Here is a 13,694-nt window from a genome sequence, read left to right as displayed (position 1 = left end):
AAACTGACCAAATGGTTATTTACTAATTTTAAATTGATTAAAAAAGACTGTTGTCGTTATTTTTTTAAGTTCATTGCGTAATATATTATTTTTATTTACACAGCATTAATGCACTTTTAATTGGTGACTTTGGTTTTAGCAAACTTAGTATAAGCAAAACAGATGCCAAAACTTTATTCTTGTCCGATTGGTCAGGTTTTTGGGCGTTGCAGAGGGGTATTTATAATTTTAACGTTTAAGAATGGGTGTTTTTAAGCGTAAAACAAACCAGTTTGGTGCAATGCTGCACCAAGTTGGTTTGTTTTTTACATGAACTTATTAAATAAGGGGGGTTTTACTAATTATTAGGCCATTAACGTCGGCGTACAACCAATCGTTTGGCGCTATTGCGGTGCCTAGCATATTAATAACTTGATCTTGATCGCCAAAACCGCGCTTAAGTGTGCTGCGAGGGGTTGAACCAAGGGCCATGACCGGTAAATCCATTGTTGCAAGTATTTCTATATCGCGGCAACAACCATTTATTACAACACCTTCCCAGCCATTTTGTAGCGCGCGTTCGGCCATAATGTCGCCAATAAAAGCAAAGCGTTTGCTAGCAAATCCATCAATTACTAACACTTTACCTTTGCCATCTTTATGTAAAATATCGGCGGCAAACGAATTGTCTTCTGGGCAGGTAACGGTCACTGCTTGGCCACTAAAGGTGGTTTTGTTACCAAAGTGATGCAAGCCACTATCTGCTACTTGAACCGAGTTGCGGTGATCGTCGAATAGGTCGGGGGTTGTAAAGTTTTCCATGTGTTAGCTCTCATTTTGAACGGGTATTTTTAAGCCAATACCTTTTAAAATTATGTGGGCAATTGATTGTGTTATTTGTGCCACGTCGGTTTCGTCATATTCAAGTTTATTCATTACCAAAAGTACTTCTGCCTGAAAGTCAGCGTAGTATTGTGTTGTTGACCAAATAGTAAATAAAAGGTGATGGGGGTCTACTTGGTCTATTTTTTTTGCGTCCATCCAGGACTGAAACACATCAATTTTTTGTTTAACCCAAGGGCGGGTATTTGTTCTAAAGTAGTTTTGTAAATACGGTGCGCCCCGTAAAATTTCATTGGCAAATAAACGAGATTGTAGAGGTTGGTTTACAGCAAGTATCACTTTACTTTTTATGTAGTTATAAAGCACTGCAGCAGGATCGTCTTCAGCGGTGACGTTATCAAGGCCTAAGTTCCAGTTTGCTATTATGCGGTCTATCACGGCTTCGTAAAGGCCGTCCTTGCTTTTGAAATAATACAGTATGTTAGCTTTAGGCACGTTCGCTTCTTTTGCAACCATACTCATGCTTGCACCGTCATACCCATTAAGAGAAAACAATTGCTCGGCAGCATTTAAAATAAGCAGTTGGTTTTTTTCCCGAGTGACTTCTTTTTTATTTGGTTTTGTTTGTGTGGTCATTATTTATTATGCGAGTTTAACGTGTTGATTGATTGTAGCTTTACTGACCGAAAGGTCAATTACTAAAGTAGCTTCAACACTTAAATACACACATTAGCTAATGCTTCGGCTAATGACGTTTACTAATTTATTTTGAACTTTACTAAGCCCACTGGATTACAATTCTCGCGCCCTGATCAAATAACGGCCAGTTTATAATCGTGTTAATTCACAAAGATCAACAGCCCCTTGTTATTTCTTTTCATTATTTACCTGCGCTAACAAGTCGAGTACTTTTTGTTGGCCAAATGTTTGTGCAAATTGCTCGGCTGTTTGACCGGCTTTGTTTTGATGCGCGTTATCGCAATCAAGGCTAACGAGTGTTTTAGCTATGCTAAATTCGCCTCTAAATATTGCGGCCATTAGCGCTGTGTTACCGCGGTTGTCTTCAAGGCAGGCATTAGCGCCTAATTGCAGTAACGTATTTACGGTGTTTTTATTACCATGGTAGGTGGCAATCATAAGTGCGGTGTAACCTTTATTATTGTAGCTATCAATTGGTATACCGGCATCAACAAATTGTTCTATTACTTGTGTGTCGTTTGTGCGTGCTGCGGCAAAATAGTAAGCAAATAAGCTGTTGTATTGGGTTTGTGCTGAGTCTTGGTTTTGAGCCGTTGAAGTAGGGGCATTTTGTGCCTGCAAGTGTGTGCTTATGCCCAGTAATATGACTGTTATGAATATGAGTTTACGCATAATTAGTTACCTTTGAAAAAGAGGAAGGAGAAGTCCTTCCTCTGGGTTGGGAAAATTATTAAAGTTTAGCGGCTAATTGTTTAACCATTTTAATATCGCCATTTACGGCTTTAGTTAAACGTGTGCCGTACTCGCTATCGGCTTTGTAAAAGTGGCTTAGCATTTTGTGTTTAACACTGCTGTTTTGCACTTTGCCTAAGTCGCCAGCTAAGTTATTGACTAAGTTAGTGCGTTCTTGTTTGCTAAAGCCGCGGTACAACACACCCGCTTGTGCAAAGTTTTGCTGCTTTTTAATAGCGGCTTGTTGTACAAAGCCTTTAAGCTCGGTGTTACTTCTGCGTGCAATTGGGTTTTCTACCACGTTTTCGTGACTTGGTTGGTAGTTCACGTTACTTGTTGTATTGCCGTAATTCATTGCGCCGTCTTGGTTGTAGTTAACTACATCAACTTTTGCACGGTTAATTGGCAATTGCTGGTGATTAGCACCTAGGCGGTACATTTGTGTGTCAGAGTATGAAAACACTCGCCCTTGTAATAGGCGATCTTCAGATGGCTCAATACCTGGAATTACATTTGCCGGCGCCATTGCAACTTGTTCTGTAGATTGGAAAAAGTTAGTTGGCATACGGTTTAGTGTCATTGTGCCTACTTTAGTTTCTTTAACGTCTAACCACATTTTTGTTGCATCCAGTGGGTTGTAGTCAAAGTCACCTAGTTGCGATGGGTCAAGCGTTTTAATATACAGATCCCACTTAGGAAAGTTGCCTTTATTTATTTCTGTATAAAGGTCGCGTGTTAGATGTTGAAAGTCTTTACCTTGCACTTCGGTTACTTCTTTTGCATCAAGGTTGTCGATTCCTTGTTGGCTTACCCAATGAAACTTAACGTATTTTACATCACCTGATTTATTAATCATTTTATAAGCATGCACACCCCAGCCGTCCATTTTACGTAGGCTTGCTGGTGTGCCATAGTCGCTGTATACCCACGTTAACATGTGAGTAGAGCCTGGTTCGTACGAGAAAAATTCAAATAAACGGTTAGGATCTTGAATGTTATCAACCGGCGATGGCTTTAACGAGTGAACCATATCTGGAAATTTAATTGCATCTCGAATAAAAAATACTGGCAGGTTATTACCCACTAAATCCCAGTTTCCTTGGTCTGTATAAAACTTTGTAGCAAAACCACGCGGGTCACGGAGTGTTTCTGGGCTGCCTTTTGAGTGGATCACAGATGAAAAGCGAACAAAAACCTCTGTTTCTTTACCCGCTTCAGTAAATGGCGCTGCAATAGTTAAGTCGTCTAGTTCTTTAGAAGCAACAAAAACGCCATGTGCGCCTGTACCACGGGCATGTACTACACGCTCAGGAATACGCTCACGTGCAAAACGTTGTAATTTTTGAATTAGGTGCACGTCTTCGAGTAATACACTGCCACGCTCACCTGCAGTAATTGAGTTTTGGTTATCGCCAACAGCTGCACCGTTATCTTTAGTAAGTGTCGTGGCAGCGCTTGCAGGTAATGCCATAGCGAGTGCTAATGCACTTAAGGTTAATTTAGTTTTTGTTGTGTTTATTTGTGTTTTCATTGTCGACCTCGTTATTTAAATGTGCCGGCAGTGTTGCTGGCTGTTTAACTGTTAACGAGTGTATGGGTAAAATTAACTTCGGTAAAATTGATTGTTTAGATTGTAATAATCATAAAAGTAGATTGGCGTCTGCAGTAAATACACTTGCTGTGAATACGGCATGCGATTTTAGTCGTAACAGCTAAAATCAAAACTAATGAAAATCAACAGCTTTTTTATTGAGTTGTTGATTATTTAAGCTATGTAGCGAGCTTTTAAGTTCACAACGTGTTGACATATTATAATAATAAAGAGAATATGCTCACTTGCTGGGCTTATGCTCAGATTTGTGTTTGCATAAAACTAAATGCAATAAGGTAGAAAAATGAACCCTAAAATTGAACTGGTTATTTTTGACTGTGATGGCGTTGTAATTGACAGCGAAGTTTTAAGTGCGCAAGTGCTCATCGATATGCTTGTAGATAAAGCTGTGTTTATTGACCGTGCTTATGTACAAGAACATTTTTTAGGATGCAATTTTAAAGCGGTTACTCAAAAGATAGCTGATGCATTTAATGTTGAATTGCCTGAGCGATTTGAAGCTGATTATAGAAATGCGCTTTTACATGAGTTTGAAAGAGCCCTAATGCCCACAAATGGCATTAAAGAGGTGTTAGCTAACTTAGCTATGCCTAGCTGTATTGCAACAAGTAGTAGCCCAGCACGAACAGAGAAAGCGTTAAATGTTGTTAAGTTGAGCCATTATTTTGACGAGGTGTTTACTTCGAGTGAAGTAAAAAATGGAAAACCTGCGCCGGATTTATTTTTACACGCCGCTAAAAAAATGGGCGTTAACCCAGTTAATTGTTTGGTAATAGAAGATTCAAAAGCCGGTGTGAGTGCTGCGATCGCTGCAAATATGCAAGTACTGCATTACAGCGGTGGAGGGCATATGCAAGGTGCAATTAATTTTGTGCACAAGGCATACCCAGATGTTGATCACCTAACACATTGGCACATGTTTTATGAAATGTATCCAACACTAAATGTATAGAAAAACAGCGTCAATTTGTCCCACACTGACACGAATGACGTTGTAAAAATTAACAGTGTGAGTGCTTAGCTGCTCACTCGACCAAATACACTGTATTTGGCAAGTTTTACTGTGTTTATAAATAGGAAGTACCATGGCAACGAGTCCACACACACACACATTTAAAGATGTAAACGAGGAGCAACTTCCGGTTGCTAATAATAAGCTTCATGGTTGGAAGCACTTTGCGGGCTTATATGCAGGAGAACATGTTGCAGCCACAGAGTTTGTTATTGGAGCAACGTTTGTTGCACTTGGCGCATCTACTATCGATATTTTATTAGGTTTATTAATTGGTAATTTATTAGCTATGTGTTCTTGGTGGCTAATTACCGCACCTATTGCCGTAGAAACGCGATTAAGTTTATATAACTATCTAAATAAGATTGCCGGTAACTCAATGACTAAGCTCTACAACTGGGCTAACGTCATTATTTTTAGTGTTATATCGGCCGCAATGATTACTGTATCGTCTACGGCGGTGCGGTTTTTATTTGATATTCCCGCACAGTTAGATTGGTACCCAAATAGTTTAGCGTTTGTGGGTATTGTTTTAGCCGTTGGCTCTATTGTTGTGTTTGTGGCTATGTATGGGTTTTCTACTGTTGCCGACTTTTCTAAAATTTGTGCGCCTTGGCTATTTGTTATTTTTATAGCGGGTTCGTTTGCACTTTTTCCTGAACTTTCAAATCATGTAATTGGGTCAACCTCATTAACAAGCTTTAGTGACTTTATGACCATTGGCGACCCTTCTATATGGACGGGCACGAATGCCGAAGGAGAACCAGGGATAGGTTTACTTGAAGTTATTGGTTTTGCGTGGGCTGCAAACTCTATTACTCACTTTGGTTTAATAGATATGGCTATTTTTAGGTTTGCTAAGCGTAAAAGCTATGGTTTGTTCTCGGGCGTAGGCATGTTTTTTGGTCATTACTTGGCGTGGATCTCGGCCGGCATTATGGGCGCAGGTGTTGCTGTACTCCTTAAAACCACTATTTCATCACTTGATCCGGGTGATGTGGCCTACCACGCATTAGGCTGGACTGGTTTTGTTATTGTAATTATTGCCGGTTGGACTACAGCTAACGCCAATCTTTATCGTGCAGGATTGGCTGCACAATCTATTTTTGTAAATCATTCTCGTGAACGCACAACCGCTATTGTTGGAGTTGTCACAGTGATAATTGCATGCTTTCCGTTCGTATTTTCTCAAATGTTGCCACTGCTTACTTATGCCGGTTTGTTAGTTGTGCCTGTCGGGGCAATTGTATTTGCTGAGCATGTATTGTTTCCAAAAATTGGTTTAACCCGTTATTGGGCTAAGTATAAAAATATTACTCGCAGCGTACCGGCTATAGCGTCTTGGGCATTAGCCTTGGTGTTTGGTTTTGGCTTAAATGCGATTGATGTAATGTCGTTTTATTATTTGTTTATACCTACTTGGTTTTTCACCATTGTAATTTACACGCTGTTAGCCAAAAAATACGGTGCTGGCGAAGATTACAAACAACACATTGCCGCTGAAGAGCAAGAGCAAAGTGACATAAAAGCGTACCAAGCGGCACAGGCGAAAGATATTCCAAAGCCTGTAATCGATAGCTCATTTTTTACCAAAATACTTAATACGGTTTCTACTATTTCACTTGTCATTATTTGTATATTTGCCAGCCAAGTCATGTTTTTTAGCGACACCATGAGCACATACGGCGCAAATAAATCACAGTTTGAGATAGCGTGTTTTATTTGTACGGTTATTTATTTTGTTACAGCCTACTGGTCGTTAAAGCGCCACAAAGCGCTTAATGCTGCATTGTAATTTACCTGTTTTTTAATTTTGTTTTAGTAAGGCCGCACCATGACACAACATCACACTGACGCTCTTGTTAAAGGGCTAAACCAACAAAGTTTGGCATACATGCCAAGCCATGTAGATGCACCCAATTACGACCGTAGTAAAGTAAAAGCAGGCATAGTTCATATTGGTGTTGGCGGTTTTCACCGTGCTCACCAAGCTATGTATATTAATGAGTTATTAAAAACACCAGGTTCAGAGCAATGGGGTATTTGCGGTGTTGCCCTACTTGAAGCAAACCGTGGACTTCGCGATGTATTAAAGCAGCAAGACTACCTGTATACGTTAACGGTAAGACACCCTAATGGGAAAATAGACAATACCGTTATTGGCTCTATGATTGACTTTTTGTTCGCACCAGAAAATAAACAAGCAGTTATAAAAAAATTGGCGCATCCCGATACTAAAATTGTGTCGCTAACCATTACTGAAGGCGGTTACAACTTTAACCCAGTAACGGGTGAGTTTGATTATGAAAACCCGGATATAATTAACGACATTAATAATCCGAACGATCCTATTACCGCATTTGGATACATAGCCGCTGCGTTAAAGCTACGTAAAGAGCAGGATTTAAAAGCATTTACTGTACAGTCATGCGATAACATTCAACACAATGGCAATGTAACGCGCAAAATGTTACTTGCTTTTACAGCAGAGCAAGATGCAGCATTAAGCGAATGGATTGAAGAAAACGTTTCGTTTCCCAATGCAATGGTAGACCGCATTACACCTGTTTCTAAACAAAGTGATATTGACTACGTGTCAGATACATATGGTGTAAGTGATGCTTGGCCAATTACCTGTGAGTCGTTTTCGCAGTGGGTAATTGAAGATTCATTTTGTGACGGGCGCCCAAATTGGAATAACGCTGGTGCTCAATTTGTAAAAGATGTAACCCCTTTTGAAACCATGAAAATTCGTTTATTGAATGCGGGCCACTCGGTACTGGGTTTACTGGGCTCTGTGCATGGCTATGGCACAATTGACGAAACAGTATCAGATCCTTTATTTGCAAAGTACTTACGCGCGTTTATGGATAAAGAAGTAACGCCTAACCTAGAGCAACTAGAAGGCATAGACCTAGAAGTATACAAAGACACGCTAATTGAGCGTTTTGCAAACCCTAACATTAAAGACAGCTTATCGCGTATTTGTTCAGAAAGCGCAGCTAAGCTACCTAAGTTTTTAATTGCCACTATTAACGAAAACCTGGCACAAGGGCGTGATGTATCACTTGCTACACTGGTTATTGCTGCATGGTGTTTTTACAGCGACAAAGAAACAGATGAGCAAGGCAATAGTCTTGAAGTAATTGATTCAATGCAAAGCGAGTTACATGAAGCCGCGGCTAAAACGGCTACTGATTCATTGGCGTTTTTATCGCTAACAAGCTTATTTGGCGATTTAAACACGCAAAGCGCATTTACGTCTCACTACAAAAATAATGTAGACGCGTTATACGCACCAGCAAGCAAAATTAAAGCAATTATGAAAAACGTGCTTGAGCCTAAAGGTAACTAATAATGAGCATTTTAATTGATTCTAAACAAGGTAAAGACGTAAGCGTAAGTTGTTTTGGCGAAGTGCTATGGGATTGTTTTGCAGCAGGTAAACGCTTAGGTGGTGCACCATTAAACATGTGTGTGCGCATTAACTCATTAGGTATTAAAGCCGATATGATAAGCGCAGTAGGTAACGATGAATTAGGTACTGAGCTTCTTGGCGAAATTAAAGCAAAAGGCGTTAGTTGCGATTATATTGCTGTTAATAACGACAAAAAAACCAGCACCGTACAAGTTACCTTAGACAAAAGCGGTTCAGCCAGCTACGAAATAGTAGCCGACACTGCGTGGGATAACATTGAGCTTACTGACTCACTCATTGAAAAAGTACAAGCCAGTGATGTATTTGTATTTGGTAGCCTAATTGGCCGCAGTGAAGCCTCTCTTGCTACGTTAAACCAGTTGGTTGATGTGGCTAACTTTAAAGTGTTTGATGTAAATTTACGTGCGCCACACTACACGTTAGACACATTAGTAGATTTAATGAATAAAGCCGACTTCATTAAATTAAACGATGAAGAGCTTTATGAGATTGCCAAAGCAATGGGCTGTAAGTTCCATTCACTTGAGCAAAACTTAGCGTTTATTGCAGAGCAAACTAACACCGAATACCTTTGTGTAACCAAAGGCAGCCACGGTGCGCTACTCACTATTAAAGGCGAAAATTACTATAACTCAGGCTATTTAATTGGTGTTATAGATACAGTGGGCGCTGGGGATTCATTCTTAGGTTCATTGATATATCAGTTATGTAGCAGCGATTGTGCTCAGCATGCGGTTGATTTTGCCTGTGCGGTAGGGGCTATGGTTGCAGAAAGTGCAGGTGCTACACCTACATTGACTCATCAACAAATTAACGAATTTATGCGTCCTCTTTAAAAATAATTGTGTGTTGAAAGCGGCTCAAGCAATATGCTTAGCCGCTTTTTTTTGCCGAAAAATTGTGTGGTAAACACACATTGTGAACGTTTAAATAGCTGCATTCGAGAGGTTTAAAAACGAGCTTTTAAATTACTTTATAAATTGAACAAATCATGAGCGATTACGACCAAGGCATTAGCTAAACGTCTAATTGTTTGTCACAAACAGCTTTGATACTGTTCCAAGGTTATTAGGTCAACATAATGCGGAGCGATTCACACTGCGCTCCTAAATACACATACAAAAGAGAAACGTGCTTTATGATTATCTTTTTTATTTGCCTCACCATATTAATTTTGGGATATAAGTTTTAGAGCCCATTTGTAGAAAAACAAGCAGGCATGGATTCAACGGTTGATACACCACAAAAGCGCTTTAGCGAAGGTGTTGATTACGTGGCTATTCACCCTGTGCGTGCCTTTTTAATTCAATTTTTAAATATAGCCGGTGTAGGCCCTATATTTGGTCCAATATTAGGAGCATTGTACGGACCCATAGCGCTTGTATGGATTGTGCTAGGTAATGTTTTAGGTGGTGCCGTACATGACTTTTTTTCAGGTGTAATGAGTATAAAAGAAGACGGTAAAAGTTTACCTGAAATAGCTGGTCATTATTACAACGTTGTATTTAAAGGCTTTATGCTTATATTTACCGCTATGCTACTGTTCTTCGTTGGCGTTGTATTTATTATGAGCCCAGCAGGTCTATTAAGTAACCTAAACCTATTTGAAGGTACATTTTTAGCCAACAATACTTTTTGGGTTTTAGCTATATTAGCGTATTACTTTTTAGCAACGTTGTTACCAATTGATAAGATCATTACACGTTTTTACCCCATTTTTGGTTTGTTGATGATTGTGATGACTGTAGCCGTTGCCGTGTCGTTACTCATTAATGCACCACACTTACCGGTTGCTGGCGACTTTTTGGCGTATTTTGAAGCCGACCACGCGCATGACTTTTTAGCCCCAAACCCCGACGGCTTACCAACTTGGCCTTTGTTATTTATAACTATTACCTGTGGTGCAATTAGTGGTTTCCATTCAACGCAAGCTCCTATTATTGCTCGTTGTTTAACAAACGAAAAATATGTGCGCCCGGTGTATTATGGCGCCATGATGTGTGAAGGTATTGTTGGTTGTGTTTGGGCATTAGCTGGTATTGCGGCGTTCCCTGAAGGTTATGCTGGTTTAAAAGCAATGCTTGACCAAGGTGGTCCAGGCTTAGTTGTAAACCATATTGCAAATAGTTACTTAGGTGTATTTGGCGGTATTATGGCAATTATTGCGGTTGCTGTTTTCCCAATTACTTCAGGTGATACCGCGTTTCGTTCATTGCGCTTAACCGTGGTTGATGCCTTTAATATTCCGCAAAGTATACGCAATCGTTTATTGCTAGCGCTCCCTATTTTGACTATCGCTTATTTTATGACGAAGTTAGATTTCTCATTAATTTGGCGTTACTTTGCGTTTTCAAACATGCTGCTGTCTACTAGCGTATTGTGGTTAGCGACCAAGTATTTGTTTGACCGTGGTACATTTCATTGGATTGCCAGTGTTCCTGCGGTAATTGCAACGGCTGTTACCTTGTCGTATATCACAACAGCTGCAATTGGTTTTAATTTATCAAGCGATTTAGGTAAACCTATTGGGGCAGTTGTAGCGGTCGTTGGCCTAATTATACTTGCTATAGTGCATGCTAAGCACAAACCGAGCCCAGCAGTTTAAATAATTTCCGTGTAAGACTAAAAAGCGAGCTATATAAGCTCGCTTTTTTTATGCGTTAAATCGTGTGGTTAATTACTGTCTCGAGTTGCTAAATCAAAGTAGCTATGATCGTCGAGAGTTTTACTTATCATCATTGCCCCTTCAAGCATACTTACTGTTTGAATAGCGGCTTTTTGTGGGTTTTCGTCACCATTAACCGAATGCGCAGCGCTTAGCCATGTTAAATTTTTAGTAAAAAAGCGTTTTACTTCTATACGTACTTTTTCTGGTAGGGTGTCGCTTTCGGCACCAAGTAAACCACATAAACACATTTTTTTATCGGTTACTAGCGCGCCCCTAAATAACGATGTGTAAAAATCGATGGGATCTTTACCTTGGGCTTTTAACTCAGCGGGTTCCCCTAATGAAAGCAGAAACGCATCGGTATATTGATGCGCAAGTTCTGCGCCCAAATCAGCTTTGGTAGGGAAGTGGTAATGTACACTTGCGCTTTTTATACCTACTTCGTTAGCAAGCTCTCTAAAGCTAAAATTGCTGTATCCGCCTAGGCGTACTTTATTTTCTGCCGCTTTGAGTAGGGCCTCTTTTTTGCTCATGTTTCGTTATCCTATTCTTGATACTAAAATTATCGACCAGTAGATAGTTATTATCAAGCCTTAATGTTTTTTTAAATAAAAATATTAATTTTCAATCGTTTAAAATTTTCCGCCTATATGGCTGTTTTAAAATTTGACTTACTTTAGTTTAAGGAATATAAATACCTATCAGTAGGTAGGTTAATTAAAAAAGGTCACACAATGAAAGTTTATGATGTAGAGAACTTCCCAAATCCGCTTCGCGTTCGTATTGCACTGGCAGAGAAAAATGCGACAGCTGATGTTGAATTTATTCCAGTAGATTTACTGAATGGTGAACACCGAACAGAGGCTTTTTTAGCCAAAAATCCATTAGCAGGTGTACCAGTATTAGAGCTTGATGACGGAACATTTATATCTGAATGCACGGCAATTACTGAATATATTGATACTGCTTTTACAGGGCCATCATTAATGGGCATTACGGCAAAAGAGCGCGCAGTAATAAATATGATGCAAAAACGAGCTGAGTTAATGGTACTTGATGCCGTTGCAACGTATTTTCATCATGCTACTGATGGTTTAGGCCCAGAACTTGAGACATATCAAAATGTTGAATGGGGCGAAAAGCAAGGTGAAAAGGCGCGTAATAGCCTGAACTATTTTAACGATATACTTGCGCAAACAACGTTTGTTGCAGGTGACAGTTTTAGTATTGCCGACATAACCCTTTATGCTGGATTAGTGTTTGCTGGGTTTGCCAACATTGCGCTACCGAGTCATTTAACTCATTTGCTAGCGTGGCAAAAAGCAGTTGCAGCACGGCCAAGCGTAGCGGGCTTATAAGTGAAAGTGTGTTCAATAGGCCAATTAAACTCGGTATATTGAGTTTAATTGGCAAAACAAAAATGTAAGGAGCAAGTATGAAAATAGCAGCCGATTTCAGCCAGCGTGTGGTGGTGCACAGTAATACATTACCGTGGGTAAAGTCGCCTATGGCCGGAGTTGATAGGCGACCTCTTGATCGTATAGGTGATGAGGTTGCGCGCGCAACCAGTATTGTGCGTTATGCACCTGGTAGTGAGTTTTCGCCACATATTCATACCGGCGGGGAGGAGTTTTTTGTATTAGAAGGTGTTTTTCAGGATGAACATGGTGATTTTCCTGCCGGTTCGTACATCAGAAATCCACCGCAATCAAGGCACAAACCGGGATCTGAGAAGGGGTGTATTATTTTTGTAAAGCTTTGGCAGTTTCAGCCACAAGATAGAACGCATGTTCGGTTGCAGACTGATTTTATGGGCAGCGTTGCGCTCGCGACACAACCTGGGATCACAATAACACCTTTATACAAAGATGAGTTTGAGGAGGTTAGCTTAATTCATTTAGCGCCTAATGCGCAGTTTGTTCTAGATGCAGAGTGTGGGGCTGAAATGTTAGTTATTGAAGGCACCGTGACAGAAGGGACAGACTTGCTTGAAAAACATAGCTGGTTGCGCACACCAGTGAGCACTAAGCTTATGGCTAAAGCAGGTAAACTGGGTGCGAAGTTATGGGTTAAAGAAGGGCATTTAACCGATGTAGAAAATCAAATTGCGCGAGTGCAGCAAGCTTAACTAACCAAGGCTCAGGATAACTACTGTTTTGTTGATTTACTTCATGATTGATTAATATAAGGTGTTTTATGCTCAAAACTTAATATAAAAATGAGCAAATACCATGGCAAATTTAACTCCTAGTTTAACACTTGATATAGAAGGCGCAGGACGCGAATTTTTCTTAACTTTAAAAGCCGTTGGCAACTTAAAATACGACGATTACGAGTCAATTACCTCTGAGATTGATACAGCGCTTCGAAAGGTAAACAAGCCTATTATTAATGTATTAATAGACGGTATTGATATACAAGGCGTAGGGTTAAAAGCTGTGTTTGACGATTTTCACTTGGGTATAAAGCACAATTCGGCGCTAAATAAAGTGGCAATTTACGGTAATAAAAAATGGCAAGCGACTGTTGCAAAAATTGGTAACCGTATTACTTGTGGTGAAATGGTTTACTTTGAAAATGCCACTGCCGCTATTGAATGGCTTGAACAATAGTTTTAAATAGGTTGTATGATTTTAGGCTTAGGGCAGCGTTATTAGACTAAAGTCTATAAGTTAGATTTATTCACGTATTAGTTTTGTTTTTATCGTTT

At 39.8% G+C, this 13,694-nt stretch carries 12 protein-coding genes and 1 pseudogene; 8 read left to right on the top strand and 5 right to left on the bottom strand.

The window, feature by feature from the left end:
* Positions 1 to 318: 318 nt before the first annotated feature.
* The 4 genes from AC27I2_RS09525 to AC27I2_RS09510 all read right to left on the bottom strand — a co-directional run bounded on the left by AC27I2_RS09525 (position 319) and on the right by AC27I2_RS09510 (position 3,784).
* Positions 319 to 801 carry a putative 4-hydroxy-4-methyl-2-oxoglutarate aldolase gene (locus AC27I2_RS09525; RefSeq protein WP_058404883.1) on the bottom strand — a complete coding sequence of 161 codons (483 nt, stop codon included), beginning with the start codon at positions 799 to 801 and terminating at the stop codon, positions 319 to 321.
* Positions 802 to 804: 3 nt separating this feature from the next.
* Positions 805 to 1,458 (bottom strand): TetR/AcrR family transcriptional regulator, encoded by a 654-nt coding sequence (locus AC27I2_RS09520; protein WP_219422155.1) that lies wholly within the window; start codon positions 1,456 to 1,458, stop codon positions 805 to 807.
* A 231-nt stretch (positions 1,459 to 1,689) separates the two neighbouring features.
* Positions 1,690 to 2,193, bottom strand: a complete 504-nt coding sequence (locus AC27I2_RS09515) for an ankyrin repeat domain-containing protein (RefSeq protein ID WP_058404885.1) — start codon at positions 2,191 to 2,193, stop codon at positions 1,690 to 1,692.
* Positions 2,194 to 2,251: 58 nt separating this feature from the next.
* Positions 2,252 to 3,784 (bottom strand): catalase, encoded by a 1,533-nt coding sequence (locus tag AC27I2_RS09510; protein ID WP_487204116.1) that lies wholly within the window; start codon positions 3,782 to 3,784, stop codon positions 2,252 to 2,254.
* A gap of 364 nt (positions 3,785 to 4,148) precedes the next feature.
* On the opposite strand from AC27I2_RS09510, the gene AC27I2_RS09505 reads away from it, so the two are divergent.
* The 5 genes and pseudogenes from AC27I2_RS09505 (at position 4,149) to AC27I2_RS09485 (ending at position 10,921) form a co-directional block, all read left to right on the top strand.
* Positions 4,149 to 4,817 (top strand): HAD family hydrolase, encoded by a 669-nt coding sequence (locus AC27I2_RS09505; protein ID WP_487204115.1) that lies wholly within the window; start codon positions 4,149 to 4,151, stop codon positions 4,815 to 4,817.
* Between the two features lie 133 nt (positions 4,818 to 4,950).
* Positions 4,951 to 6,672 carry a purine-cytosine permease family protein gene (locus AC27I2_RS09500; protein WP_487204114.1) on the top strand — a complete coding sequence of 574 codons (1,722 nt, stop codon included), beginning with the start codon at positions 4,951 to 4,953 and terminating at the stop codon, positions 6,670 to 6,672.
* A 39-nt stretch (positions 6,673 to 6,711) separates the two neighbouring features.
* Entirely contained in the window at positions 6,712 to 8,232 is a 1,521-nt protein-coding gene (locus AC27I2_RS09495; protein WP_487204113.1) for a mannitol dehydrogenase family protein, read from the top strand.
* Positions 8,233 to 8,234: 2 nt separating this feature from the next.
* On the top strand, positions 8,235 to 9,152 hold the full coding sequence (locus AC27I2_RS09490; RefSeq protein WP_487204112.1) for a carbohydrate kinase family protein: 918 nt from the start codon (positions 8,235 to 8,237) through the stop codon (positions 9,150 to 9,152).
* A gap of 302 nt (positions 9,153 to 9,454) precedes the next feature.
* A pseudogene (locus AC27I2_RS09485) lies at positions 9,455 to 10,921 on the top strand (carbon starvation CstA family protein).
* Positions 10,922 to 10,989: 68 nt separating this feature from the next.
* On the opposite strand, the gene AC27I2_RS09480 reads toward AC27I2_RS09485, so the two are convergent.
* Entirely contained in the window at positions 10,990 to 11,517 is a 528-nt protein-coding gene (locus AC27I2_RS09480; protein ID WP_058404892.1) for a TetR/AcrR family transcriptional regulator, read from the bottom strand.
* Positions 11,518 to 11,718: 201 nt separating this feature from the next.
* Between AC27I2_RS09480 and AC27I2_RS09475 the strand changes: the two genes are divergently transcribed.
* From AC27I2_RS09475 to AC27I2_RS09465, 3 genes are all read left to right on the top strand, one after another.
* Positions 11,719 to 12,342 carry a glutathione S-transferase family protein gene (locus AC27I2_RS09475; protein WP_487204111.1) on the top strand — a complete coding sequence of 208 codons (624 nt, stop codon included), beginning with the start codon at positions 11,719 to 11,721 and terminating at the stop codon, positions 12,340 to 12,342.
* Between the two features lie 77 nt (positions 12,343 to 12,419).
* Complete coding sequence (locus AC27I2_RS09470; protein WP_487204110.1) at positions 12,420 to 13,112, top strand: cupin domain-containing protein; 693 nt, start codon at positions 12,420 to 12,422, stop codon at positions 13,110 to 13,112.
* Between the two features lie 103 nt (positions 13,113 to 13,215).
* Positions 13,216 to 13,596: a SpoIIAA family protein gene (locus tag AC27I2_RS09465; protein ID WP_487204109.1), complete on the top strand. Its 381-nt coding sequence runs from the start codon at positions 13,216 to 13,218 to the stop codon at positions 13,594 to 13,596.
* Positions 13,597 to 13,694: the final 98 nt, after the last annotated feature.

It is taken from the genome of Pseudoalteromonas sp. NH0006-46 (assembly GCF_057547735.1).
Note: the sequence above shows the minus strand (reverse complement) of the source record. Positions and strands in the feature narration are given on the sequence as shown.